This is a genomic window from Hymenobacter koreensis (genome assembly GCF_039541855.1).
Classification (GTDB): Bacteria; Bacteroidota; Bacteroidia; order Cytophagales; family Hymenobacteraceae; genus Solirubrum; species Solirubrum koreensis.
Window position 1 is genome coordinate 1 of sequence record NZ_BAABHA010000004.1, and the last position, 21,074, is coordinate 21,074.

Here is a 21,074-nt window from a genome sequence, read left to right on the forward strand (position 1 = left end):
CTGGATTCTGTGGGCCAACGTCACGCTCTGCTTGAATCGGTTTCCTTAATTCCCAAACAGGCTCTTAATAACCCTTGCCTTTGCCCGTTTTCATTGAATAGAATACTCTCATGAAATACGGGTTTGTATTTATTTTTAACAGAAATAACCCTTGAGAATGACATTGTATCTAACGTGCCACCCTTGTAATAAACCGTTTTTATGTCCTCCATAGCTATTGCGTTAATAACTGTATCACGTTTGTAGATATCCGCATGTAAAGTACCATCCTGACTGAACCACCGAACGTGTGTACGTGGCCCTTCATAAAACCATTCCTCACTTAACTTGCCGTTTTTATAAAATATGCTCCACCGGGAATATGGCTCAAAAATCAATTCCCCTTTAGCATTCATACTTACTCTTAGTGGACCTCGATAAAAAACTTGTTTTGATTTAAAAGATCGGTACGATGTATGAGTCTTATTAATAACCTCGCCAGCTTTTAGCTTGGCTCTTTCGTCTTGCGTTAATTGCCTTCCATAATCAGACACCTTGAATGCCTTAGGCGTGCAAGACTGATAAAGGAAATTAATAACCCCACAAAGCATTACTAATGTTAGTCTCGTCATTTTAATTTTTTGATAAGTATTGGCTACAACCTACTCCACCCCAAACGACGCATACTTCCGCTTGCGCAGCCACGCGCGCACCAGCCCAAACACGGCCAGCAGGGCCAGCGGGGCGCCGAGGTTCAGCAACTGCCACTGACGCCTTTCGGCGTTGATTTTCACCTTGTCCAGCGGGCGGAGGGTGATTTGCTTGCTGCGCACGGCAATGAGGCCGGTTTCGTCGAGGAGGTAATCGACGGCGTTTTGCACGAGCTGGCGGTTGGCGAATTCAGTGGTGGCGAGGCGGTCGAAGCCCAGGCGCAGGGGGCGGCTGGTTTTCGGGTCCACGTCGTTGCGCACAAAGTCGCCGTCGGAAATGATGAGGACTTTGCTGGGGCGGGCGTTCGGGCTCTGGGCTGAGAGATACTGCGTGGTGCCGGGCTTGGCGCGGTTGGCAAACAGGGAGCGGAACTGGCCTTCGAGCAGGTAGCCCACGGGCTTGGGGCCGCTGCGGTAGAGCTTGGGGTCGGGCGGCAGGCGGGCGTCGTTCAGGTTAATGGGCACCGGGGCGGGCAGTACGCGGGTATAGCGCGAGGTGAACATGAGCGGCGTTTTGCGGATGCCCTGGGCCTTCACGGTGTCGATGGTGCTGACGAACTTGAGGTAGACCGCATCGAGGTTGCGGGTAATGGGGTGCGGACTGAAGTTGTTGACGAGTGGGTAAAACGGCCACGGCATGGGCTCTACCTGAGGTTTGTCGCCGGTGCGGCCCGTCACCAACGGAATCAGGCCGGAGTTGACGTCGAGCAGCAGGTCGCCGTTTACGCGGGCGCCGTAGGTGAAGAGCAAGTCGGTCAGGTTCAGATCGAGCGGGAACGAGAGCATGCCGCCGCGGTTGGCGCTGTCCAGGTTCACGCGCATGGCATCGAGGAAGAACAGGGCCCGGCCGCCCTGGGTGATGAACTCGTCGAGCTTGAACTTCTCGGCGTCGGTGTAGGCACGCTCGGGCTTGGCTACGATGACAGCCGAGAGGGACTTCATGTCCTGGTCTTTCACCTTGTTCAAGTCGATGCGGTAAATGCCGTAGTCGCGCTGTAGGGTGCCGATGAGGTCGGCAAGGTGCAGGTTGTCCGGCTCGCCGTGCCCCTCTACAATTCCAATGAGCTTGCGCTTGGTGGGCTCTAGGCGGCGTACGGCCGATGCCAGCTCATATTCCAACCCTTCGATGCTCTGGTTAAGGCGCACATCGGGCGGGGCGGCTTGGTTGCCGCGCAGCAGCAGCACGTTTTCCTCGCGGTTGCCCACGGTAACGGTGGCCCAGGGGAAGATGATTTTCTCCACGCGCTTGCCGCCTTCGTTGGCGCCGAGGTTGGTGGGACTCAGGCCCTTTTGCACCAAGCGCTGGTACTCCTTGTTGCGGTCGGCTTCGGAGGTAGCGGCAGAAGGGTCCACGAACACGTAGCGCAGCTTGGAGCCGGCGTGCACCTGCATTTCGTTTAGCGTTTCGCGGGTGGCCTGGGAAAGGCGGCGGAAGGCGGGCGGAAAGTCGCCGGCCAAGTACACGGTTACCGTAACCGGCTCGGGCATGGTTTCCAGCAGCTGCCGGGTGGCCGGCGACATGCTGTAGCGCTTGTCTTCGGTGAGGTCGACGCGGAAAAAGAATTGCTGGGCCACGAAGTTCAGAACCACGAGGCCTAGAATAACAAGTCCGAAGCGCAGCAGGTCGCGCTGCTTGCGCGGGGTGGCAGCGGGCGGGGTAACGGGGGCAGGCGTGGCGGCGGGAGTGGTTTCCATTCGTCAGGAGGTCCGGGTTACCAGTTGCGGCTTTGCAGCACGAGGCGAGTGGCGAGCAACATGCCGGCCACCACGGAGAAAAAATACAGCAGGTCGCGCGAGTCGATAAGGCCTTTGCTTAGGTCGCGGTAGTGGGCCGCAATACCCAGCTGCCCGATGTAGTAAGCCGGGCCACCATCGAATAAGGATGCCAGAGAATCGAAGCCGGAATACACCAGAAAGCAGCCGACAACGGCTACGAGGAAGGCAATGATCTGGTCCCGCGTCAGAGCCGAGGCCAACACCCCGATGGCGGCAAATACAGCCGCCAGCAAAGCCAACCCGATGAGCGAGCCGGCAAAAGCGGCCGAGTCGATGTTGCCGACGGGCGAGCCAAGCCGGTACACCGAGTAGTAGTAAAGCAGCGTGGGCACTAGGGCCAGCAGGGCCAGCAGCAGGCAGGCGAGGTACTTCCCTCCTACCAGCTGCCCGTCGGTGAGGGGGCGGGTGAGCAGCAGTTCAATGGTGCCGGCCTTTTTCTCCTCCGCAAATGTGCGCATGGTTATAGCCGGAATCAGGAACAGGAAAATCCAGGGGGCCAGGTTGAAGAGGGTTTGCAGATCGGCAAAACCGTAATCGAGCACGCTGCTGTCGGGAAAAACCCACACGAACAGACCGGTGGCCACCAGAAATACCCCGAGCACCACGTAGGCCACGGGGGAGTTGAGGAAGGCGTTGAATTCTTTGCGAAGTATGGCGAACATTCGAGGGAATGTGGCGGGGATGATGGGACGGTGAGCTCCCCTCCTTTTTGAAAGAGGGGACGCATCGGCTGGCCGATGCTGGAGTGGTTTGTCGATAGATAGTAAACTAATTACTACCTCACGCTTGTCGTTCGGCGCCGGGTCAACCACCCCGGCCTTTGGCCACCCCTCCTCGTCTGAGGAGGGGAGCTTTCGTTCTTATTTCTGCTTGGTGGTCAGTTCCTGGAACACTTGTTCCAAGGACTGCTCGTCCTGTCGCAAGCCGAGCAACAGCCAGCCTTGCTGAGCAGCCAGGCGGGAAATAGCGCCGCGCTGGTCGGTGCTGCCGGCCGTGCGAATCAGCCAGATGCCGCCCTGCCCCTGCTCTACCGACTTAATGCCGGGCAAGCGGCGCAGCGGCTCGGGGTCAATGGGGCCTTCGAACTCGGCGCGGATAACGGCGCCGCCTTTGGTGAGGCCAGCCAACTCACGTACGGGCGCATCGGCAACCAACTGGCCGCGACTGATGATAACCACCCGGTCGCAGAGGGCTTGCACCTCGGGCAGAATGTGGGTGCTGAAGATGACCGTTTTGTCCTGGCCCAACTCGCGGATGAGCTGGCGGATTTCGCCGATCTGGTTGGGGTCGAGGCCGGTGGTGGGTTCGTCGAGGATGAGCACCTGCGGGTCGTGCACCAGGGCCTGGGCCAGGCCCACGCGCTGCCGGTAGCCTTTCGAGAGGGCCCCGATTTGCTTGTTCTGCTCGCGGGTGAGGCCCACGCGGCCCACCAGGTCTTTCACTCGTTGCCGCAGCGTACCACCCGACAGGCCGTGCACCCGCCCGATGAAATCGAGGTACTCGTGCACATACATGTCCAGGTAAAGCGGGTTGTGCTCGGGCAGGTAGCCCACGCGCCGGCGCACTTCCAGAGGGTGTTCCACCACGTCGAAATCGGCCACGCGCACCGAACCGGCGCTGGGCGGCAGGTAGCCGGTGGCAATTTTCATGGTGGTCGACTTACCGGCGCCGTTCGGGCCAAGGAAGCCCAGGATTTCGCCGCGGCCGGCGGTAAACGTAATGTCGTTTACAGCGGCCTGCTCACCAAAGAGCTTGGTTAAATGTGTGATTTCAACCATAAGAGAGGCGAAAGTACGCGGTTGGCGGCGCATTGCCCGCACGGGTTCCCAAGGGAGTTATTTCGGGTTAAGGGTTGCTTCGCCAATCCAGGAAGCCACCAGCGGCACGATTACCCACAGGCCCAGCAGCACCAGCCAGGCCGCAGCCAGCAGCACAAACAGGGCCTGTACCCGCCGGCGTTCTGGCCGCGCCGCCCGCCATTGGCGCAGCGAATACCAAAGCAGCAATCCGGAAGCCCCCCAAATCAGCAACATACCAGAAGCGGCGAGTTATTAACCATCGGGTTTGCCCTCCGTGCCGGCCTCACGGCCGAACCGTGGGGGAATACGGTTGCCAATCGTTGAGCTCTATGCCGTAGGTCGTGCCTATTTTTTTAGCTTCGGCCATCGTCTGGTGCCAGGTATCGAAGCCAAACTCCGGATTGAGCGACGCCAGGTAATACAGGTAATACCCTTCGGTGTCGTCCGGGTCATCTTCAATCAGCAACCATTTCACCTCATCTTCCTGGTAAGCGGCTGGTACTTCGGCTATCCATTTCATGGGCTTTACTTTTTCTTGGGCTGGAGGGGCCGCATCTCTACGTCTACGATGTGGAAATTGAACGGGGTTTGGATGGCGTACAGAATCGCGCTGCCAATGTCTTCGGGCTGCATCATCTGGTTGTGGGCCGTGGTGCCGGGAATGTCGTCGAAGAAGTTGGTTTGCGTGGAGCCAGGGTAAATGCACGTTACCTTGATGCCGTCGGAGCGCACCTCCTTGAACAAGGAATGTGAAAAGCCGCGCACGGCGTACTTGGTGGCGCAGTAACCGGCCATCATTTCGATGCCGTTCAGGCCGGCAATGGAAGAAATGTTGATGATATGGCCCAGCTGCTGGCGCTTCATTTGGGGCAGCACGGCTTTGGTGCAGTAAAACAGCCCGTGCACGTTGGTATCGAACATCAGGTGCCAGTCGGCGGAGGAAAAGCCGTCGACCTCTCCGGCAATGCCCAGGCCGGCGTTATTTACCAGCACGTGAATTTCCTGACCCAGCTCGCGTTGGGTATTGGTAAAGGCCTCCTGCACCTGCACTTCGTCGCGCACGTCGCAGGCAAAAAACTGGAACCGCTCGTGCTGAAAGTTCTCGGGCGCATGGCGGCCCCAGCCGGCCACTACGGCGCCCTGATCGAGCAGCAACTGCGCTGTGGCCAGGCCAATACCTTTGCTGACGCCCGTGACTATGGCTACCTTGCCGTTCAAATCCATATCAGTTGGGAGGGGAAAAGTGGTTCAAGAAGCGTTAACGAATCGGAAGCCGGAGGGCGCGCAAGATAACCGCCCGCCTTTACGCGCATACGTGTGGCCGCTGCTGCTGGCTGTGCTGCTGAGTTTCGGCGGCTGCCGCAAAGACCACGAGCTTGACTGTTTTAAAAGCAACGGCAAGGTGACGGTGGAGCGGCGCGAGCTAAAGCCCTTCACCACCTTACGCGTGTTCGACAACATTGAGGTAATTGTGGTGCAGGACAGCGAGCGGTACGCCGAGGTGCGCACCGGCCGCAACTTGCAGGAAGATATTGTTCTGGACGAGCGCGACAATACCCTGCGTATTTCCAATACCAGCCGCTGCAACTGGGTACGCCGCTACGATGTGCCCCGGCAAGTATTCCTGCACACTCCCAATCTGAAAGAGGTGTTTCACATCGGCGAGAAAGTTGTGCGCAGCGAAGGTCCTTTTCGCCAGGACACGCTCTTCCTGCACCTCTCCCGCGCCGGCGACATTGAGTTCGATGTGGAGAGCAACTACCTCTGGGTTGATCAATACGAGTTGGGCGACATGCGCCTGTCGGGTCATACCAACGAGTTGCATGCCACCGTGGGCGACCTGGGCAGTCTGTACGCCAAGCCCCTGCGTGCCCGCCGCGGCTTCGTGACCCTTAACTTCAACGGCGACGGCAATGCCCACGTAACGGCCACCGAATTAATCAGCGCCGACATTGAAGGCCCGGGCTCGTTGTACTACGCCGGCTCACCACCCGAAAGGTACTTTCGCATTACCGGTAAGGGCCGGGCCGTAGCGGAGTAGCGAAGGCTACTAAATATCCCCCAGCTGCGGCCGGATTAATAACTCCTCTACTACGGCCTGCGGCGAGAGGCTGTAGGCCCCAAACACGGCTTCCGCTACGTCTTCAACTTTAATAAACCGTTCTTCGGGCAAGCCAGCGGCTTCCCAGCTGGCGGTATAGGTGGCGCCGGGCAGCACGGCCGTTACGCGTACGCCGGTTTCTTTCAGCTCTTCGCGCAGGTTTTTGGTGAAGCCGTACAAGGCGTATTTAGCCACGCTATACGCGCCGCCGTTGGCGTACGCCTTAATGCTGGCCACCGAGCAAATAGTAAAGACGTGGCCGGTGCGTTGCTGCAGCATAACGGGCAGCAGGGCCCGCGTTACGTCGTAGGCGCTGTACAGGTTCACGGCCATCATTTGGCGCAGTTGGCCTTCGGGCTCGGTGTGCAGGCTACCGGGCTGAAAGGCACCCGTGTTGTTTACCAGTACATCGATGGAACCACCTAAGCCAAGCACGAAAGCCGCGAAGCGCTGGGGACCTTCGGGCTGGCTGAGGTCGGCGGCACAGGTATGCACTGCTACATTCGGAAACTGCTGGGCCAGTTCCTGGCGTAGCTGATCGAGGTCGGAAGCCGAGCGGGCGCAGGTGATAAGGCGGAACCCGGCTTGCGCAAACCGCTCCAGAATGGCGCGCCCAATTCCCTTGCTGCCGCCCGTTACTACAATTGTTTTCTGCATAAGCCGTAAGATTGTTTCGCCGTTGCGTACGTAAGTGCGACCAGGCAGCTCGGCCGCTGGGCAGCCGTCGTGATTTTTCCTTTCTCCTCTGTATTATGATCCAAGTTTTCGGCCGGTTTCTGCTGTTTCTGCAGAGCATGCTCACCCGCACCGAGCGGGCAAAAGTACTCTGGAAGCGCGTTATCGACGAGGCCATTCTCATCGGCGTCGATTCGGTGTTTATCGTCAGCATTGTGGCAGCGTTTATTGGCGCCGTAACCTGCGTGCAAATTGCCTACAACCTCACCAATCCGCTCATTCCCAAGTCCACCATCGGCTTCATGGTGCGCGAAATGACCATTCTGGAGCTGGCCCCTACCATTTCCAGCATTGTGCTGGCCGGCAAAGTAGGGTCCAGCATTGCGGGCGGCTTGGGCACCATGCGCATCACCGAGCAAATCGACGCACTGGAAGTAATGGGTATTAACTCGGCCTCCTACCTCGTGCTGCCGCGCATACTGGGCGCCATCATCACGTTCCCGCTGCTGGTTATCCTGGCCATGATGCTTTCGATTCTGGGCGGTTACATTGCCGGTACCTTGTCGGGGGCGCTGTCGGCGCAGGAATACATTGAGGGTATTCGCGAAGCCTTTGTTCCGTATAACGTTACGTTTGCCCTGATCAAATCGGTGGTGTTTGCCTTCCTGGTGTCCACCATTTCGGCGTACCAAGGCTATTACACCCGCGGCGGGGCCCTGGAAGTAGGCGCGGCCAGCACCAAGGCCGTTACCAATTCCATCATTGCCATTCTGCTGGCCGACTACGTTCTGGCTCAGACGCTGCTCTAAACAATGCGTGAATGGTTGAATGAGTGGATGAGTGAATGAATCCAGAACGACATCCTTCAGCCATTCAGCCATTCACCCATTCAGCCATCGACTCCATGATTGAAGTTCATAACATACATAAAGCCTTTAATGGCAACCCGGTATTGAAGGGCGTTAACTGCGTCTTCGATACGGGCAAGTGCAACTTGGTACTGGGTGGCTCGGGCACCGGCAAATCGGTGCTGCTGCAGTGCATTGTGGGCCTCATGAAGCCCGATATCGGCTCCATCACCTTCGACGGCACCATGTTCACCAACAACAAGGTGGACATCCGGCAGGAAATCCGGAAGCAGATTGGTATGCTGTTCCAAGGCGGCGCCTTATTCGATTCCATGACGGTGGCCGAAAACACCGAGTTTCCGCTGAAAATGCTCACCCCTAACATGACCAAGGAGGAGCGCCGCGACCGGGTGGAGTTTTGCCTGAAGCGCGTGGGACTCGAAAACGCAGGCAACAAGATGCCGTCGGAAATTTCGGGCGGCATGAAAAAGCGCGTGGGCATTGCCCGCGCCATTGCCCCGAACTGCACCTACCTGTTCTGCGACGAGCCCAACTCCGGCCTCGACCCCGCCACCAGCATCAAAATCGACGAACTGATCTACGAAATTACCCACGAGTACAACATCACCACCGTCGTTATTACCCACGACATGAACTCGGTGGTGGAAATCGGGGACCATATCATCTTCCTCCACAAAGGCGAAAAGCTCTGGGACGGCAACAAAGACGAAATCCTGTACGCTGAGGTACCCGAGCTAAAAGACTTCATTTTTAGCAGCAGCCTCGTGCGCGCCGCCAAGCGCGTAGAAGACGAAGGCGGTAGCCTCGACGAGATTCGTAACGAGTCGTCCCAGGACCTATAGTTCCGGCTGCATAGCCTAACATCAGCAACGGTTCCGTTCAACGACGCGGGGCCGGCAAGCTTAGCTTGCCGGCCCCGCTGCGGTTCCGCGCAATTGTGGCTTCTTTCTCATCCGAAGAGGAGCCGCGAGGGTAGAACTTCACCAGCCCATGCGCTTGCGCAAGCTGGTGATGTGCGCCACGTGGTGCTTGCCGTGCCAGGCGTACATCACCAAAGCTTGGTCAAGGCGTACGGTTTGCTGCATGCCGGGGTGGTACCACGTGCGCAGCCATTGCGCATCGGTGAGCTGACTGCAAAGCACCACCCAGCGGGCATGAAGAGCATCAAGCAGGATAAGCGACACATCGGGCGGCACAATGGCCACGTCGGGCAGCTGGGCCCAGCCCGCTTCGTCGTAGGGTTTAATGGTGGGGTTATCCTCGGTTAGGGCCAGCCGAAAACGCGTGTAAGAATTCAGGTGCGAGTCGGGCAAGTGGTGCAGCACCTGGCGAACCGTCCAGCCGCCGGGGCGATATGGTGTTTCGAACTGGATTTCATTCAGGCCATCCAGCGCCTGGCGAAGCTCAGTAGGCAGCTGCATAAGCTGTTGCAGGTACGCAGCGCGTTCGGCCGCCGTTAAGGGCTGCTCGGGCAGCGTGTAATGGCCAATGGGGTAACGCAGGGTTTCGTCGGTTTCCATGGAGAGGAGCAGCAGCTGATAAGTAGGAAAGTGGCGCAAGTCTAACAAAAAGCCCGCGCTTGAAGCGCTGCGTATCCGGGATGGGGTCCGTTTGGTGCAAGCAATGCTTGCTTTGCAAAACGCCTTAAAAAGCCGCGCCCTGCTCCCGAAATCGGGAGCAGGGCGCGGCAGTATGCGTTGGAAAGTTACTCTTTCGTGCCGTTGCGGTTATTCAGCTCGTCGCGAATCTTGGCGGCTTTCTCGTAGTCTTCGCGCTCCAAGGCTTGCGCCAGCATCTTGGTCAGCTCGTCGGTCGAAACCTGCCCGCTGGGCTCACGGGGTTCAGCCGCAGGCTTGGAGCTGGTTTCGTCGCCGGCGTCATCGTCCTCGTCGGTATCGTCGTCCTCGTCGGAGTCGGCCGCATCGTCGAGGTCGGAGAGAATGATACCGGCTTCGCCCATTACGCTTTCCACCGTGTAAATGGGTACGCCAAAGCGCAGCCCAATGGCAATGGCATCGGACGGACGGGAGTCGAGGTCGAAGGTCGTGGCGCCGTCGGAGCACACGATTTTCGAATAAAACACGCCTTCCTTCAAATCGGAAATAAGCACTTCCAGCACGGTAACGTGCACCTGCTCGGCAAACGACTTAAACAAGTCGTGGGTGAGCGGGCGGTTGGGGTTTATTTTCTCGATTTGAATGGCAATGCTCTGCGCCTCAAACATGCCAATGATGATGGGCAGACGGCGGTTACCGTGCTTCTCGCCCAGAATCAGGGCAAAGGAGCCGGACTGCGACTGGCTGGACGAGAGGCCCAGTATTTCGAGCTGGATTTTCTTCACGCGGAGAATAATGACTGAATGAGCAACTGAGTGAATGAGTGAGGGACCAACGGCCTGGAGCGCGGTTCCGGAAGGCGGCACTTCCGGAACACGCTCGTTCAGTCATTCAATCATGCATTAACCCAGTTCCTTTACGGCTTGGGTCAGCTTGGGCAATACGTCAAAAACGTCGCCCACGATGCCGTAATCAGCCGCTTTGAAGAAGGGAGCTTCCGGATCTTTGTTGATGACCACAATCACCTTCGACGAGTTTACGCCCGCTAGGTGCTGAATGGCCCCCGAAATGCCGCAAGCAATGTACAGGTTCGGCGACACGGTGATGCCCGTTTGACCCACGTGCTCGTGGTGAGGACGCCAGTCCACGTCGGATACCGGCTTCGAGCAGGCTGTAGCCGCGCCCAATGCCTTGGCCAGGTCCTCAATGAGGTTCCAGTTCTCCGGGCCTTTCATGCCGCGGCCACCCGATACCACTTTGTCGGCTTCGGGCAGCAGCACGCCGCCGGCCTGGTCTTGCATCACCACTTGCTTCGGCGCATCGGTGAAATCAGCATCGGCGAGTTGCGCCGAGAACGACTGCACCTGGGCCGTTTGGCCGGCGTTGTGCAGCGCTTCGATGCTGTTCTTTTTAACGGCAATGATTTTACGGTCGCCGCTCAGCACCACGTTTGCAAAGGCTTTGCCCGAGAAGGCACCGCGCTTTACCATGAACGAGTTGCCGTTGGCCTGGGGCAGCTCTACTACGTTAGTAGCAAGGCTAGCTTTTAAGCGAATAGCGAGGCGCGAACCCACAGCCGCACCAATGTTCGAGTTGGCCAGTACAATTACCTTGGCTTGCTCCTGCTCGGAGGCGGCGGCAATCAGCTTGGTGTAGGCACCGTTCACGAAGTCTTTCAGACGCGGCTCGGCGTCGTACAGCACTTTGGTGATGCCTTGCTCGCCCAGTTGGGCCAGGCTGGCTTCGGAAGCTTCGCCCACGGCTACGGCTGTGGCGGTGGTGCCCAGCATTTGGGCCACTTGCGCACCGTACGAGGCCACTTCCAGCGAAGACTTTTTCACTTCGCCCTTATCGCATTCTACTACTACGAGTACAGACATTTTCGGAGGTGTTAGAAACTGAAAATCAGAACTGAGAGTAGTTACTCTCTACTGGCTTACGACTTGCTTACTACCAACAAACGGCTGAAAGCGAAGTTCTAAGCGCTGGGGTCTGACTTCTGGTATTAGATAACTTTGGCTTCGTTGCGGAGCAGCTTGATCAGGTCGCCAGCCGTTTCGGCCGGAATGAGCTTCACACCTTGCTTCTTGGGCGGCAACTGGTACTCGGCTACTTCCGTGGCCGCACCTTCGCCTACGGCTTCTACCACTTTCAGGGGCTTGGTGCGGGCCGTCATGATGCCGCGCATGTTCGGGATGCGGGGCTCGCACATCGGCTGCTGGCACGAGGCCACAAACGGGGCGTTTACTTCCACGATTTCCTTGCCGCCTTCAATTTCGCGCTCCAGCGTAGCGGTGTTGCCGCTCATATCCAGCTTCATGGCCGGGGCCACCGTGGGAATACCGAGCAGCTCGCCTACCATGCCGTGTACCTGAAAGCCGTTGTAATCAATGCTTTCCTTGCCCATCAAGATAACTTCGTAGCCGCCTTCTTTGGCGTAATGCGCGATTTGCTGCGCCACGAAGTAAGCGTCTTTGGGGGCGGCGTTAACGCGAATGGCGTCATCGGCACCAATGGCCAGGGCCTTGCGAATGTTGGGTTCGGTGTCGGCCTCGCCTACGTTCAGTACCGTAACGGTACCGCTGCCTTGGGCCTCTTTCAGCTCGATGGCGCGGGTGAGGGCGTATTCGTCCCAGGGGTTGATGACAAACTGCACACCAGCCTTATTGAACTCCTTGTTATCGGGCGTGAAGGTGATTTTGGTGGTCGTGTCGGGCACGTTGCTGATGCAAACCAGAAACTTCATCCGTATATCGTATGGGTCAGAAGATGCGGGCTAGGCCCTAATTTCGGGCCGAAGATACTGGAAAACTAACGCCCATGGAAACCGCACCAACCCGCTTGCAGCAACTGCTGGCCTTTTACGAAGAAGACCCCTCCGACCCGTTCACGGTGTATGCCATTGCAACCGAATACCGTTCGGCGGGCCAGCAGGAACAGGCCTGGCAGTATTACAATGAGCTGTTGACAAAGCACCCTTCTTACGTGGGCACTTACTACCACGCGGCCAAGCTTTTAGCCGAGCAAGGCGATGTTACCCAAGCCGAGCAAGTATACCGCACCGGCCTGCAAACGGCCCGCAAAGCCGGCCAGATGCACGCCGCCTCGGAGTTGCAACAGGCCCTAAACCAACTGCTGGGCCTGGATTACGAGGACGACTAAGCCGGCTGGGCTTCCGATAAACCAAAGAGCCGGTTCACTACCTCCACGGCCGAAGCGGCATCGGGCGCCCACACATCGGCGCCCACGTGCCGCCACAGCGCCGGATCTTGGTTAAACGGCTGCCCGCCTACCAGAATCTTGGCTTGGTTTACGGCCGGGGTGCTGCGGTAAGTGCTAATCAATTCCTTAATAAGCGGCACGTGGTGCGGCAAGGATGCGCCCAGCACCAGCAAATCGGCCCGGCGCGTTTCAATGGTGCGCAAAATGCTGCCCGTGGGCGTACTGGCGCCAAGGTAATAGGCGTCCCAGCCGGCATGTTCCAGAAAGTCGGTAACCATGCGCAGGCCCACGGCGTGCAAATCACCGGCTACGTTGGTGGCCACCAAGCGGCGACCATTGCGCGGTGTACTCACCAAGTACGGATTCAGCAACGACATCGTCAGCTCGGTGGTAGCGGTGCAGAAGTGCTCTTCGGCCACGCTCAGCTCGCCGTTGTGCCACCTTACGCCTATTTCCCGTTGCACGGGCTGCAATACTTGCAGGTATAAGTCGCGCACGTCGGTACCGGTTTTGGCCGCTTCCAGCAGCACATTGTAAGCACCGGGGCGGTCTGCTGCCAAAAGGCGTTCCAGATAATTGTCTACCAAGTGCTGCAACGGATTAACCGACGGCAGCGCCGGAGCGGCATTCCCATTCCATTCGGGTAAGGCCTCGGCCAGCTGACTAAATCCACTGCTTAATACGCCCGCGGCCAGCACGTACTCGGCCACAGGTAAGCGCAGCAGCAAGGCTTGGCGCAGCGCCGAGAGCTGGAGGGTGAGTTCCTGGTCGCGCTCGGGGCCGGGATTCTCCTGCCGGGCATGCAGCAAATGAGTTTCAAAAAGGGCCGGGCTATGCATGAGCACCGCGTCGGCTAGCGGCAGCAAATGCTCCCGCAATTGGCGGCGCACGTTGCTTTCATCAACTGAAGAAGTAGCCTGCTGTTGGTAGTGGGCTGTGGCAGCCAATGCCAGTTCGTTGGCTTCCTGATAGAATAAGTGGGCGACACGTTCCCGATTGGCAGAGTTATTATACGGCATGGGCGGTTAAACGAAACTATTCTCTTGGCGTTGGCTGGCTATCAGTTCAACTGACCCCAGTTCGGCCCTGGGCAGAAAAAAATTATTAAGGGTTGGTATTTCGCGTAAAAAATCGAACTGAACAGTTTCTAACTCCTGGCAGCGGAGCCTGCCAAACGGCATTATAACACTTACAATCAGCGCTTAAGTAACTGTCTCCGTTTTTCTTCCGGCTCCTTCCAACTGTGCTGGCTTCTTAGTACTAAATGCAAAATACAGGTTTCCTAAAATGCTTTTAACCCCTAAAAAAAAGTACAGATCATAGAAAACCTTAGTCCAGACAATACCGTAAAAGGCTGTTTTGCACGGCAGTTTGAACTATACCGGGCCAGGGTCTGTCGGTAGGGGATGCGTACGACCACTCTGTTGACCGCCGTCCTTTTTTTGGGCGCCTCCGGCCACACCTTGGCCCAGACCACCGATCCGACTGAAAACGAGGACGCGCCGTTCGTGCGCAACATCCGGCCCGACAGACCGGGACAAACGGTAACCACCAGCATGTTGCGGCCCGGCCAGTTTCAAGTAGAAGCCGGCACCTTGCGCCGCTTGCCTGGCAGTGGCCCCGCCACCTCCTACTCCACCGGTTTATTACGCGTGGGCTTCTGGAACCACATGGAGTTGCGCCTCACCCAGAACTACTTGGCTGCCCAGCCCCGCTCGGTGGTAGAGGGCACAGCCCCTGCTCCCTTTGGCATGGCTCCTCTCACAGTAGGCGCTAAATGGCTGGCTTCCTCAGAGCAGGACGCTCGTTCGCAAGTAGTGTTTCTGACCGAACTCACCTTGCCCAACACCGGCGACCGGTCCCTGAACATCGACAAGCCCGTAGCGGCTGCCCGCGCCTTGGTTTCCCAGCAAATTGGCAAGCGGTACGGCATTGAGGGCAACCTGGGCTTTAGCCAAAGCGGCTTTAAAGCGGCCGATACCAAGGTTGGCCAATTTCTTTACACGCTGGCGCTTAACGGTCCGATCAGCAAGAATTTTGGATTCTTTGCCGAAGGTTACGGCAGTGGCCGCGGTACCTACACCCACGGTGCTACCGCCGGCCTGAACTGGCGGCCTCTTCCCGGTTTGCGCCTCGATGTTACGGCGGGCCGCAGCTTAACCGGCCCCAGCCTCACAACTTTCGGCGGGGGACTTAGCATGCGCTTGCCCCGGTAGGCACCAGTAAATTATTAGCGGGCAGCAGGAGCCTCACATGTTTGTGTGATTGGCGGCAATGGACAATTCCCTTAGATTTGTCCCAATCATTCGCCGCATTCTCACAACCACTCCATGTCGCTCCGCTCCTTCTTCCGTTTTATCGTGTTGCTGGCCTTGTTGCTGGTGGGCCATTTTGCAACCCGGGCGCAATCGGCCTTGCCGGCTACGTCCTTCAATAAAACCACCACCGGGTTCGGCGACCCAGAGTCTATGGATCCACGCTACGCCTCGGCCTCCGAGTTACAGCAGTTGCAGGAACAGGTGCAGAATCTTACCCAGGCCTACTCTAACCTGGTGGAGCAGTACAACGAGCATCTCGCTTCCCTGAAAGCGGTGCAGAGCACCAGCCAACCGAAAGCTATTCGGGTTGGTAAGGTTGCCAAAAGCAATACGATTACCCGTAACAGCACGTGGCGTGCAGCACCTCCTGCTCATGTAGAAGCCGCCGAACTTTAATCTACTTCCCGCGAATACAACAAACTTACAGTCTACCCCGACGCAAAACGGCCACTCCGTAATGGAGTGGCCGTTTTGCGTCGGGGTAGGTACCGTTTACGGTTGCTTGTCGGCGGCCGCTAGCAGCGCCGTCAGGTCGCTTTCGGTTTTCAGGTTTCGCTGGGCGCGTTCCGATACGGTTTTCATCCGTCCAGCCAGTTCAGGCGCCGCCGCGGCAAATGACTTTTCGTTGAGCTTTACTTCTGCAATGGTGCCGTTGGGGCGGCGCAGGTAATACACGGTGCGGTCTATTACTTCGTCGTAGGTACGGTTGTCGCTGTAAGCGCCTTTAAAGTTAGCCTTGCGGTATTCTTTGCGGTAATGCTTCAGCAGGCTGTACTGCCCCTCGTACAGAACCTCCACAAACGCCTGCTTCTCGGAGGGGCTTTGGGCCTCATCGAACCGGCGGAAAAGGCGGCGCTGGTTCGGCACTAGTGCATCCTGAAAGGCAAAGCTCTTTACCGATGCCGGGTTTAACAGCACGGAATCGGGTCGGGTATTGTCGGGACGGGCGAGTATGTGGTTACGGAGTGCATCGTACTTCAGCCGCACGCTGGGAATGCGCACGTTCGAGTTAAGCGTAATGTCGGCCGGCAGCCACATGCGCATCACGTACGGCGTGCCTCTAACGCCTTCGTACCGGTCGTCGTAGGCAAAAGCCATGGCTCCACGCGTAATGGAGTTGATGTTTTCCGTAGCAGCCAAGCCCGAAGCGTTGGCCGTAGAACCGGCTGGCGTGGTCTGCTGCGCCCAACCCGGCAGGCTTACGCAGGCCCCAACCAACAAAGCCGAACAAAAGCTCAAGGTGCGCAAACGGTGAACCGGAGCAAATGGAGAGAAGCGAATCATAGATACAGCAAGCAGTTAGTCGGTAAGGAAACGCGTAACCTACAAAAACAGTGCAAAGTACGGACCTACCGGATAAGGCATGCCCGTACTTTGCCTGAAAGTAACTATTACCCGGTCGTTAGTTAAGCGTCAGCACCAAATCGTCGGCGTTTACCAAGGTGCCTTCGGTCAGGTTAAGGGCCTGCACACTGGCATCGGCCGGAGCGGTAATGGTGGTTTCCATTTTCATGGCCTCAATAATGAAGAGCGGGGTGTTGCGCTTCACCTTCTGGCCGCTTTCCACCAACACTTTCGAGAGCAGGCCCTGCAGCGGCGCCCCAATTTGCTTGGCGTTGCCTTTATCGGCTTTAGGGTTCGATACCGTTTTCACCTCCACCGACCGGTCGCGAACTTCTAGGTTACGCGTTTGACCGTTCAAAGTGAAAAAGATAGTCCGCATGCCGTCGTCGTTCACCTGCCCTACCGAGCGCAGTTGCACAATAATGGACTTGCCGCGGGCAATGTCGATGATGGTTTCCTCGCCGGAGCGCAGGCCGTAGAAGAACACGCGCGTGGGTACCACCGATACGTCGCCGTATTGCTGCTGATGCTCCCAGTACTGCTCGAACACCTTGGGGTAAAGCAGGTACGAAAGCAGGTCGGTGAATTTCACACCCGGGCCGAACTTCTGCTCGAACTTCTTCCACTCCTTCTTGAAGTCGACGGGTGCGAGGTGCTCGTTGGGGCGGTCGGTGAAGGGTTGCTCGTCTTTGAGCACCGCTTTCTGTACCTCGGCCGGCCAGCCGCCTTCGGGCTGCCCAATGTCGCCGCGCAACAACTCGCGCACCGATTCGGGGAAGCTCAACTGGTCGCCTTTCTCCAGCACGTCTTGCGTAGTCAGCTTGTTCGAGACCAAGAACAGGGCCATGTCGCCCACCACTTTCGACGACGGCGTCACCTTCACAATGTCGCCGAACAGCTGATTGACATCGGCAAATGTCTTCTTAATGTCATCGAACTTATCGAGCAAACCGAGCGACGCCGCCTGGGGCCGCAGGTTGGAATACTGACCGCCGGGAATCTCATGTTGGAAAACTTCCGAAGTGCCGGCCTTCAAACCCGACTCGAACGGGTAGTAGTAGTCGCGAACGGTTTCGAAGTAGTTCGAGAAGTCATTTAGGCTCTCTTGGTTGTACTCGCGGTGGCGCTCGGTGCCGCGCAGCATCTCCACAATGGAGTTGAAATTCGGCTGCGAGGTAAGCCCCGACAAAGAACCTAAAGCCACATCGATTACATCAACTCCTGCTTCAACTGCTTTTAAGTAAGTAGCTGATTGCAAAGACGAAGTATCGTGCGTATGCAGGTGAATCGGAATCTTCACCGTGTCGCGCAGGGCGGTTACCAACTCACTGGCGGCGTAAGGCTTGAGCAGCCCGGCCATGTCCTTGATGCACAGAATGTGCGCGCCGGCGTCCTCAATCTGTTTGGCAAGTCGCAGGTAGTAATCGAGATTGTATTTCTGGTTGCGCTTGGGGTCCAGAATGTCGCCGGTGTAGCAAATGGCGGCTTCGGCCAGGCCCTGAGTTTTGTTGCGCACGAAGCCAATACACGACTCCATGCCCTTCATCCAGTTCAGTGAATCGAAGATGCGGAAGACGTCGACGCCGGTTTCCCAGGCCTGCTGCACAAACCGCTCGGTGAGGTTATCGGGGTAGGCTTTGTAGCCCACGCCGTTCGCGCCACGGATGAGCATTTGCAGCAGAATGTTAGGCACGGCTTCGCGCAGTTTCGCCAGTCGCTCCCAGGGGTCCTCGTGCAGGAAACGCAGGGCCACATCGAAGGTGGCACCGCCCCAGCACTCCAGGCTGAACGTTTGCGGATGCATGCGGGCGTACCGATCGGCCATTTTCAGCATGTCGAAGGTACGCATGCGGGTGGCCAGCAAGCTTTGGTGCGCGTCGCGCAGGGTGGTGTCGGTGTAGTGAATCTGCTTGTCCTCACGCAGCCACTGGGCAAAGCCTTCGGGACCGAGTTCGGTGAGCTTTTGCTTAGTGCCGGGCGCGGGCGGCTGGGTCATGTCGGCCAGCGGCAGAATGGGTTTGGGCAGTTCGCGCTTCGGGTCGATGAGACCCTTCACGTCGGGGTTGCCGTTCACAATCACGTCGCCGAGGAAGCCCAGCACGCGGGTGCCTCGGTCCTGCTGCACCCGGAATTTAAACAGCTCGGGGTGGTCTTTAATAAAGTCCACGTTGGCGTGGCCGGCCTGAAACTCGGGGTGGCCGACGATGTTGTGTACGAACTGAATGTTGGTGCGCACTCCGCGGATTCGGAACTCCTCCAGGGTCCGCATCATCTTTTGGGCCGCGCCTTCCAGCGTGGGCGCGTGTGCCGAAATCTTAACCAGCAGCGAATCGAAGAACGGCGAAATTTTCACGCCCTGGTACACGGAGCCCTGGTCGAGACGAATACCGAAGCCACCAGCCGAACGGTAGGCCACGATGGTGCCGTAATCGGGTTTGAAGTCGTTTTCAGGGTCTTCGGTGGTGATGCGGCACTGGATGGCGTAGCCCACGCGCAGCGGCTTTTCGCCGGGTTCCAGGCCAATCTGCGGGTCGGTGAGCTTGTAGCCCGAGGCAATGTAGAGCTGGGTTTTGATCAGGTCGACACCGGTAATCATTTCCGTTACCGTGTGCTCCACCTGAATGCGCGGGTTCACCTCGATAAAGTAAATCCGGTCGTGCTCGGGGTTCACCAGGAATTCCACGGTACCCACGTTGTTGTAGCCCACGGCGCGGCAAATGCGCAGGGCGTACTCGTACAGCAAGTGGCGCTGGTGGTTGGGCAAATCCAGGGCGGGCGCTACTTCCACCACCTTCTGAAAGCGGCGTTGCACCGAACAGTCGCGCTCGTAGAGGTGCACCATGTTGCCGTGGTTGTCGGCCACAATCTGGATTTCGATGTGCTTGGGCCGCTCCACGAATTTCTCCAGAAACACGGTGGGGTCGCCGAACGCTTTTTGGGCTTCGTTGCGGGCCTCGAAGAAGCCTTTCTCCAGCTGCTCGTCGTCGCGGATGATGCGCATGCCGCGCCCGCCGCCGCCCGAGGCTGCCTTCAGCATAACCGGGTAACCGATGCGCTGGGCCTCCTGCTGAGCTACCTCGAAGCTGGTCAGGTCCTGCTCGCTGCTCTGAATGATGGGAACCTGACACTGTACGGCCACGCGCTTGGCGGCCACTTTGTCGCCGAGGGCATCCATGACCTCCGGCCGCGGGCCGACGAACGTTATGCCTTCCTCACCGCAGCGGCGGGCCAGGGTAGCGTTTTCGCTTAGAAAACCGTAGCCGGGGTGAATGGCATCCACGCCATTGGCCTTGGCTACCCGCAGAATTTCCTCGATGTCGAGGTAAGGCTTCAGCGGCTCTTCGTCGCGGCCTACCTGATACGCTTCGTCGGCCTTATAGCGGTGCAGCGAGTAACGGTCCTCGTAAGTGTAAATGGCTACCGTCTTGATGTTCAGCTCGGAAGCAGCGCGCAGGACGCGAATCGCAATTTCGCCGCGGTTGGCAACGAGCAGTTTGCGGATGTTCATGGCTCGGGGAAAGGGTTTGGGAAGTGGGAGCGGATTTGGGTCGAAGCTACGCAAAAGCCGGGCTTTCGGCTACGTTAGATAGTAGGCATGCCGAATAAAGTAGATGAATCCCGTATTATCAAATTGTTATGCGCTACCCCGTTTCAGTGCATTTTTTAAATTTTACTTGCGCTTTAATTAGCGCTTTTACCTCGCTTGTACTCTGACTCCATGTCTGATGGCTGGAGCCGAGGAGAGAGTTAAGGCGCTTGTTAAACCATCCTTAATTGCACGTCTTCATTTCTGCCGAGCCATATGAGCTCCGTTCAGTTTTAATATATCCGCGGCTATTTTTCGGGATAGGCGCCGCCCGGCTTCGCTTTGAAGATGGTTACCATCGGTGGTTGGGTAAGCGGCCGACAGCGCCATGTAACTGAGGTAGGGTACCCGGAATGCTTCGGCTTGTCGCTGCATCAGGGAGTCGAAGTCCGGCCAGTGCTGCTGTTCCATTTGCTTCATGCCCACCCCCGCTGGCAACCGCAACAGGTACACTTGGCCGTGCTGCTGCAGGAAAGTGATGGTTTGTCGCAAGGCCTGCATCCGCACATCGGACAGCTGCCAGTGGTTGACAAAGCTTCGGTAGCGGCGCATGCCACGCGAGGTACGCTCCTGCACCGAGGCACTGTCTAGCGGCACCGTCATTTCCAGCCAGCCGTCGGCGTGCAGGTATATGTCGTAATTCTTTAGGGGTGGCACCGCGAAGAGTTGGTACAAAGGCCGGTCGCCAAACCGTAGAATATACTCGATATTGGGGTTGAGGGCGGCCGCGTGCAGCTTGCTCATGAAGCTTTTGTCCTCGCGGAGGCGCTGATCCTGTCGTTCGGTGGAGTCGCAGGACAGAACCCACGGGTCCACGGCAAGTAGAAACACACCGTTTCGAGTGTGGGCGGCCACTTTTTTCTTGATTTGCGCGAGATAAGCCGGGCCGTAAGGCGAGTTGGTAATGGTGAAGGCGAAGTTTAGCATGGGTCCCTGGTACCGGCCACGCCCCAGCAAAGCCGGAGCCAGCACCCGCGGCTGCAAGCCCTGCGCAGCCCTAGACGAACCAATGATGAGCGAGCTGGCCGGGCCGGAGGTAAAGCGGCGGTAAAACGGATCGACCCGACCGGCATCGATGCGCGGGCCCAGCAGAGCCAGCACAGCGGCTACTACCAAGCATAGCAACCCGAGTTTGAGCA

General features: G+C 57.8%; 22 protein-coding genes. 6 read left to right on the forward strand and 16 right to left on the reverse strand.

Annotated features, from left to right (window positions below; all coding sequences use genetic code 11):
• Positions 1 to 20: 20 nt before the first annotated feature.
• From ABD903_RS08875 to ABD903_RS08905, 7 genes are all read right to left on the reverse strand, one after another.
• Positions 21 to 611: a hypothetical protein gene (locus tag ABD903_RS08875; protein WP_345223378.1), complete on the reverse strand. Its 591-nt coding sequence runs from the start codon at positions 609 to 611 to the stop codon at positions 21 to 23.
• A 30-nt stretch (positions 612 to 641) separates the two neighbouring features.
• Complete coding sequence (gene gldG, locus ABD903_RS08880; RefSeq protein ID WP_345223380.1) at positions 642 to 2,384, reverse strand: gliding motility-associated ABC transporter substrate-binding protein GldG; 1,743 nt, start codon at positions 2,382 to 2,384, stop codon at positions 642 to 644.
• Positions 2,385 to 2,401: 17 nt separating this feature from the next.
• Entirely contained in the window at positions 2,402 to 3,127 is a 726-nt protein-coding gene (gene gldF, locus ABD903_RS08885) for a gliding motility-associated ABC transporter permease subunit GldF (RefSeq protein WP_345223381.1), read from the reverse strand.
• Positions 3,128 to 3,325: 198 nt separating this feature from the next.
• Complete coding sequence (gldA, locus tag ABD903_RS08890) at positions 3,326 to 4,243, reverse strand: gliding motility-associated ABC transporter ATP-binding subunit GldA (protein ID WP_345223383.1); 918 nt, start codon at positions 4,241 to 4,243, stop codon at positions 3,326 to 3,328.
• 57 nt (positions 4,244 to 4,300) lie between these two features.
• Positions 4,301 to 4,498, reverse strand: a complete 198-nt coding sequence (locus ABD903_RS08895; RefSeq protein ID WP_345223386.1) for a hypothetical protein — start codon at positions 4,496 to 4,498, stop codon at positions 4,301 to 4,303.
• Between the two features lie 49 nt (positions 4,499 to 4,547).
• Positions 4,548 to 4,784, reverse strand: coding sequence for a hypothetical protein (locus ABD903_RS08900; protein ID WP_345223387.1), 237 nt, complete (start codon positions 4,782 to 4,784; stop codon positions 4,548 to 4,550).
• 5 nt (positions 4,785 to 4,789) lie between these two features.
• A complete protein-coding gene (locus ABD903_RS08905; RefSeq protein WP_345223389.1) occupies positions 4,790 to 5,488 on the reverse strand; it encodes an SDR family oxidoreductase in 699 nt (232 codons plus the stop codon).
• Positions 5,489 to 5,579: 91 nt separating this feature from the next.
• On the opposite strand from ABD903_RS08905, the gene ABD903_RS08910 reads away from it, so the two are divergent.
• Positions 5,580 to 6,305: a head GIN domain-containing protein gene (locus ABD903_RS08910; RefSeq protein WP_345223391.1), complete on the forward strand. Its 726-nt coding sequence runs from the start codon at positions 5,580 to 5,582 to the stop codon at positions 6,303 to 6,305.
• Positions 6,306 to 6,314: 9 nt separating this feature from the next.
• Here ABD903_RS08910 and ABD903_RS08915 read toward each other — a convergent pair whose 3' ends face one another.
• Positions 6,315 to 7,022: an SDR family oxidoreductase gene (locus tag ABD903_RS08915; protein ID WP_345223394.1), complete on the reverse strand. Its 708-nt coding sequence runs from the start codon at positions 7,020 to 7,022 to the stop codon at positions 6,315 to 6,317.
• Between the two features lie 95 nt (positions 7,023 to 7,117).
• Between ABD903_RS08915 and ABD903_RS08920 the strand changes: the two genes are divergently transcribed.
• Both ABD903_RS08920 and ABD903_RS08925 read left to right on the forward strand, forming a co-directional pair.
• Positions 7,118 to 7,849, forward strand: coding sequence for an MlaE family ABC transporter permease (locus tag ABD903_RS08920; protein WP_345223396.1), 732 nt, complete (start codon positions 7,118 to 7,120; stop codon positions 7,847 to 7,849).
• A 95-nt stretch (positions 7,850 to 7,944) separates the two neighbouring features.
• Positions 7,945 to 8,751 (forward strand): ABC transporter ATP-binding protein, encoded by an 807-nt coding sequence (locus tag ABD903_RS08925; RefSeq protein WP_345223398.1) that lies wholly within the window; start codon positions 7,945 to 7,947, stop codon positions 8,749 to 8,751.
• A gap of 138 nt (positions 8,752 to 8,889) precedes the next feature.
• On the opposite strand, the gene ABD903_RS08930 is transcribed toward ABD903_RS08925, so the two are convergent.
• From ABD903_RS08930 to ABD903_RS08945, 4 genes are all read right to left on the reverse strand, one after another.
• A complete protein-coding gene (locus tag ABD903_RS08930) occupies positions 8,890 to 9,429 on the reverse strand; it encodes a YfiT family bacillithiol transferase (RefSeq protein WP_345223400.1) in 540 nt (179 codons plus the stop codon).
• Positions 9,430 to 9,614: 185 nt separating this feature from the next.
• Positions 9,615 to 10,250, reverse strand: coding sequence for a bifunctional nuclease family protein (locus ABD903_RS08935; protein WP_345223402.1), 636 nt, complete (start codon positions 10,248 to 10,250; stop codon positions 9,615 to 9,617).
• Positions 10,251 to 10,367: 117 nt separating this feature from the next.
• On the reverse strand, positions 10,368 to 11,345 hold the full coding sequence (locus ABD903_RS08940) for an electron transfer flavoprotein subunit alpha/FixB family protein (protein WP_345223403.1): 978 nt from the start codon (positions 11,343 to 11,345) through the stop codon (positions 10,368 to 10,370).
• A gap of 125 nt (positions 11,346 to 11,470) precedes the next feature.
• Complete coding sequence (locus tag ABD903_RS08945) at positions 11,471 to 12,211, reverse strand: electron transfer flavoprotein subunit beta/FixA family protein (protein ID WP_345223406.1); 741 nt, start codon at positions 12,209 to 12,211, stop codon at positions 11,471 to 11,473.
• Positions 12,212 to 12,285: 74 nt separating this feature from the next.
• Between ABD903_RS08945 and ABD903_RS08950 the strand changes: the two genes are divergently transcribed.
• Entirely contained in the window at positions 12,286 to 12,627 is a 342-nt protein-coding gene (locus ABD903_RS08950) for a tetratricopeptide repeat protein (protein ID WP_345223407.1), read from the forward strand.
• Here ABD903_RS08950 and ABD903_RS08955 read toward each other — a convergent pair.
• Positions 12,624 to 13,706, reverse strand: coding sequence for a cobalamin B12-binding domain-containing protein (locus ABD903_RS08955; protein ID WP_345223409.1), 1,083 nt, complete (start codon positions 13,704 to 13,706; stop codon positions 12,624 to 12,626). The two genes, ABD903_RS08950 and ABD903_RS08955, sit on opposite strands and share 4 nt — an antisense overlap.
• A gap of 387 nt (positions 13,707 to 14,093) precedes the next feature.
• On the opposite strand from ABD903_RS08955, the gene ABD903_RS08960 reads away from it, so the two are divergent.
• Positions 14,094 to 14,903: a transporter gene (locus ABD903_RS08960; RefSeq protein WP_345223411.1), complete on the forward strand. Its 810-nt coding sequence runs from the start codon at positions 14,094 to 14,096 to the stop codon at positions 14,901 to 14,903.
• Positions 14,904 to 15,017: 114 nt separating this feature from the next.
• Positions 15,018 to 15,401, forward strand: coding sequence for a hypothetical protein (locus ABD903_RS08965; RefSeq protein WP_345223414.1), 384 nt, complete (start codon positions 15,018 to 15,020; stop codon positions 15,399 to 15,401).
• Positions 15,402 to 15,497: 96 nt separating this feature from the next.
• Here the strand turns inward: ABD903_RS08965 and ABD903_RS08970 are convergent, their stop codons facing one another.
• The 3 genes from ABD903_RS08970 to ABD903_RS08980 all read right to left on the reverse strand — a co-directional run bounded on the left by ABD903_RS08970 (position 15,498) and on the right by ABD903_RS08980 (position 21,051).
• Positions 15,498 to 16,289, reverse strand: coding sequence for a hypothetical protein (locus ABD903_RS08970; RefSeq protein WP_345223415.1), 792 nt, complete (start codon positions 16,287 to 16,289; stop codon positions 15,498 to 15,500).
• Between the two features lie 118 nt (positions 16,290 to 16,407).
• Positions 16,408 to 19,857 (reverse strand): pyruvate carboxylase, encoded by a 3,450-nt coding sequence (locus ABD903_RS08975; RefSeq protein WP_345223417.1) that lies wholly within the window; start codon positions 19,855 to 19,857, stop codon positions 16,408 to 16,410.
• 276 nt (positions 19,858 to 20,133) lie between these two features.
• Complete coding sequence (locus ABD903_RS08980; RefSeq protein ID WP_345223418.1) at positions 20,134 to 21,051, reverse strand: hypothetical protein; 918 nt, start codon at positions 21,049 to 21,051, stop codon at positions 20,134 to 20,136.
• Positions 21,052 to 21,074: the final 23 nt, after the last annotated feature.

Bases quoted from the DNA above. Each gene is read 5' to 3' on its own strand.
- ABD903_RS08875 (WP_345223378.1), bottom strand. From the start codon at position 611: ATGACGAGACTAACATTAGTAATGCTTTGTGGGGTTATTAATTTCCTT.
- gldG (WP_345223380.1), bottom strand. From the start codon at position 2,384: ATGGAAACCACTCCCGCCGCCACGCCTGCCCCCGTTACCCCGCCCGCT.
- gldF (WP_345223381.1), bottom strand. From the start codon at position 3,127: ATGTTCGCCATACTTCGCAAAGAATTCAACGCCTTCCTCAACTCCCCC.
- gldA (WP_345223383.1), bottom strand. From the start codon at position 4,243: ATGGTTGAAATCACACATTTAACCAAGCTCTTTGGTGAGCAGGCCGCT.
- ABD903_RS08895 (WP_345223386.1), bottom strand. From the start codon at position 4,498: ATGTTGCTGATTTGGGGGGCTTCCGGATTGCTGCTTTGGTATTCGCTG.
- ABD903_RS08900 (WP_345223387.1), bottom strand. From the start codon at position 4,784: ATGAAATGGATAGCCGAAGTACCAGCCGCTTACCAGGAAGATGAGGTG.
- ABD903_RS08905 (WP_345223389.1), bottom strand. From the start codon at position 5,488: ATGGATTTGAACGGCAAGGTAGCCATAGTCACGGGCGTCAGCAAAGGT.
- ABD903_RS08915 (WP_345223394.1), bottom strand. From the start codon at position 7,022: ATGCAGAAAACAATTGTAGTAACGGGCGGCAGCAAGGGAATTGGGCGC.
- ABD903_RS08920 (WP_345223396.1), top strand. From the start codon at position 7,118: ATGATCCAAGTTTTCGGCCGGTTTCTGCTGTTTCTGCAGAGCATGCTC.
- ABD903_RS08925 (WP_345223398.1), top strand. From the start codon at position 7,945: ATGATTGAAGTTCATAACATACATAAAGCCTTTAATGGCAACCCGGTA.
- ABD903_RS08930 (WP_345223400.1), bottom strand. From the start codon at position 9,429: ATGGAAACCGACGAAACCCTGCGTTACCCCATTGGCCATTACACGCTG.
- ABD903_RS08940 (WP_345223403.1), bottom strand. From the start codon at position 11,345: ATGTCTGTACTCGTAGTAGTAGAATGCGATAAGGGCGAAGTGAAAAAG.
- ABD903_RS08945 (WP_345223406.1), bottom strand. From the start codon at position 12,211: ATGAAGTTTCTGGTTTGCATCAGCAACGTGCCCGACACGACCACCAAA.
- ABD903_RS08950 (WP_345223407.1), top strand. From the start codon at position 12,286: ATGGAAACCGCACCAACCCGCTTGCAGCAACTGCTGGCCTTTTACGAA.
- ABD903_RS08955 (WP_345223409.1), bottom strand. From the start codon at position 13,706: ATGCCGTATAATAACTCTGCCAATCGGGAACGTGTCGCCCACTTATTC.
- ABD903_RS08960 (WP_345223411.1), top strand. From the start codon at position 14,094: ATGCGTACGACCACTCTGTTGACCGCCGTCCTTTTTTTGGGCGCCTCC.
- ABD903_RS08965 (WP_345223414.1), top strand. From the start codon at position 15,018: ATGTCGCTCCGCTCCTTCTTCCGTTTTATCGTGTTGCTGGCCTTGTTG.
- ABD903_RS08970 (WP_345223415.1), bottom strand. From the start codon at position 16,289: ATGATTCGCTTCTCTCCATTTGCTCCGGTTCACCGTTTGCGCACCTTG.
- ABD903_RS08975 (WP_345223417.1), bottom strand. From the start codon at position 19,857: ATGAACATCCGCAAACTGCTCGTTGCCAACCGCGGCGAAATTGCGATT.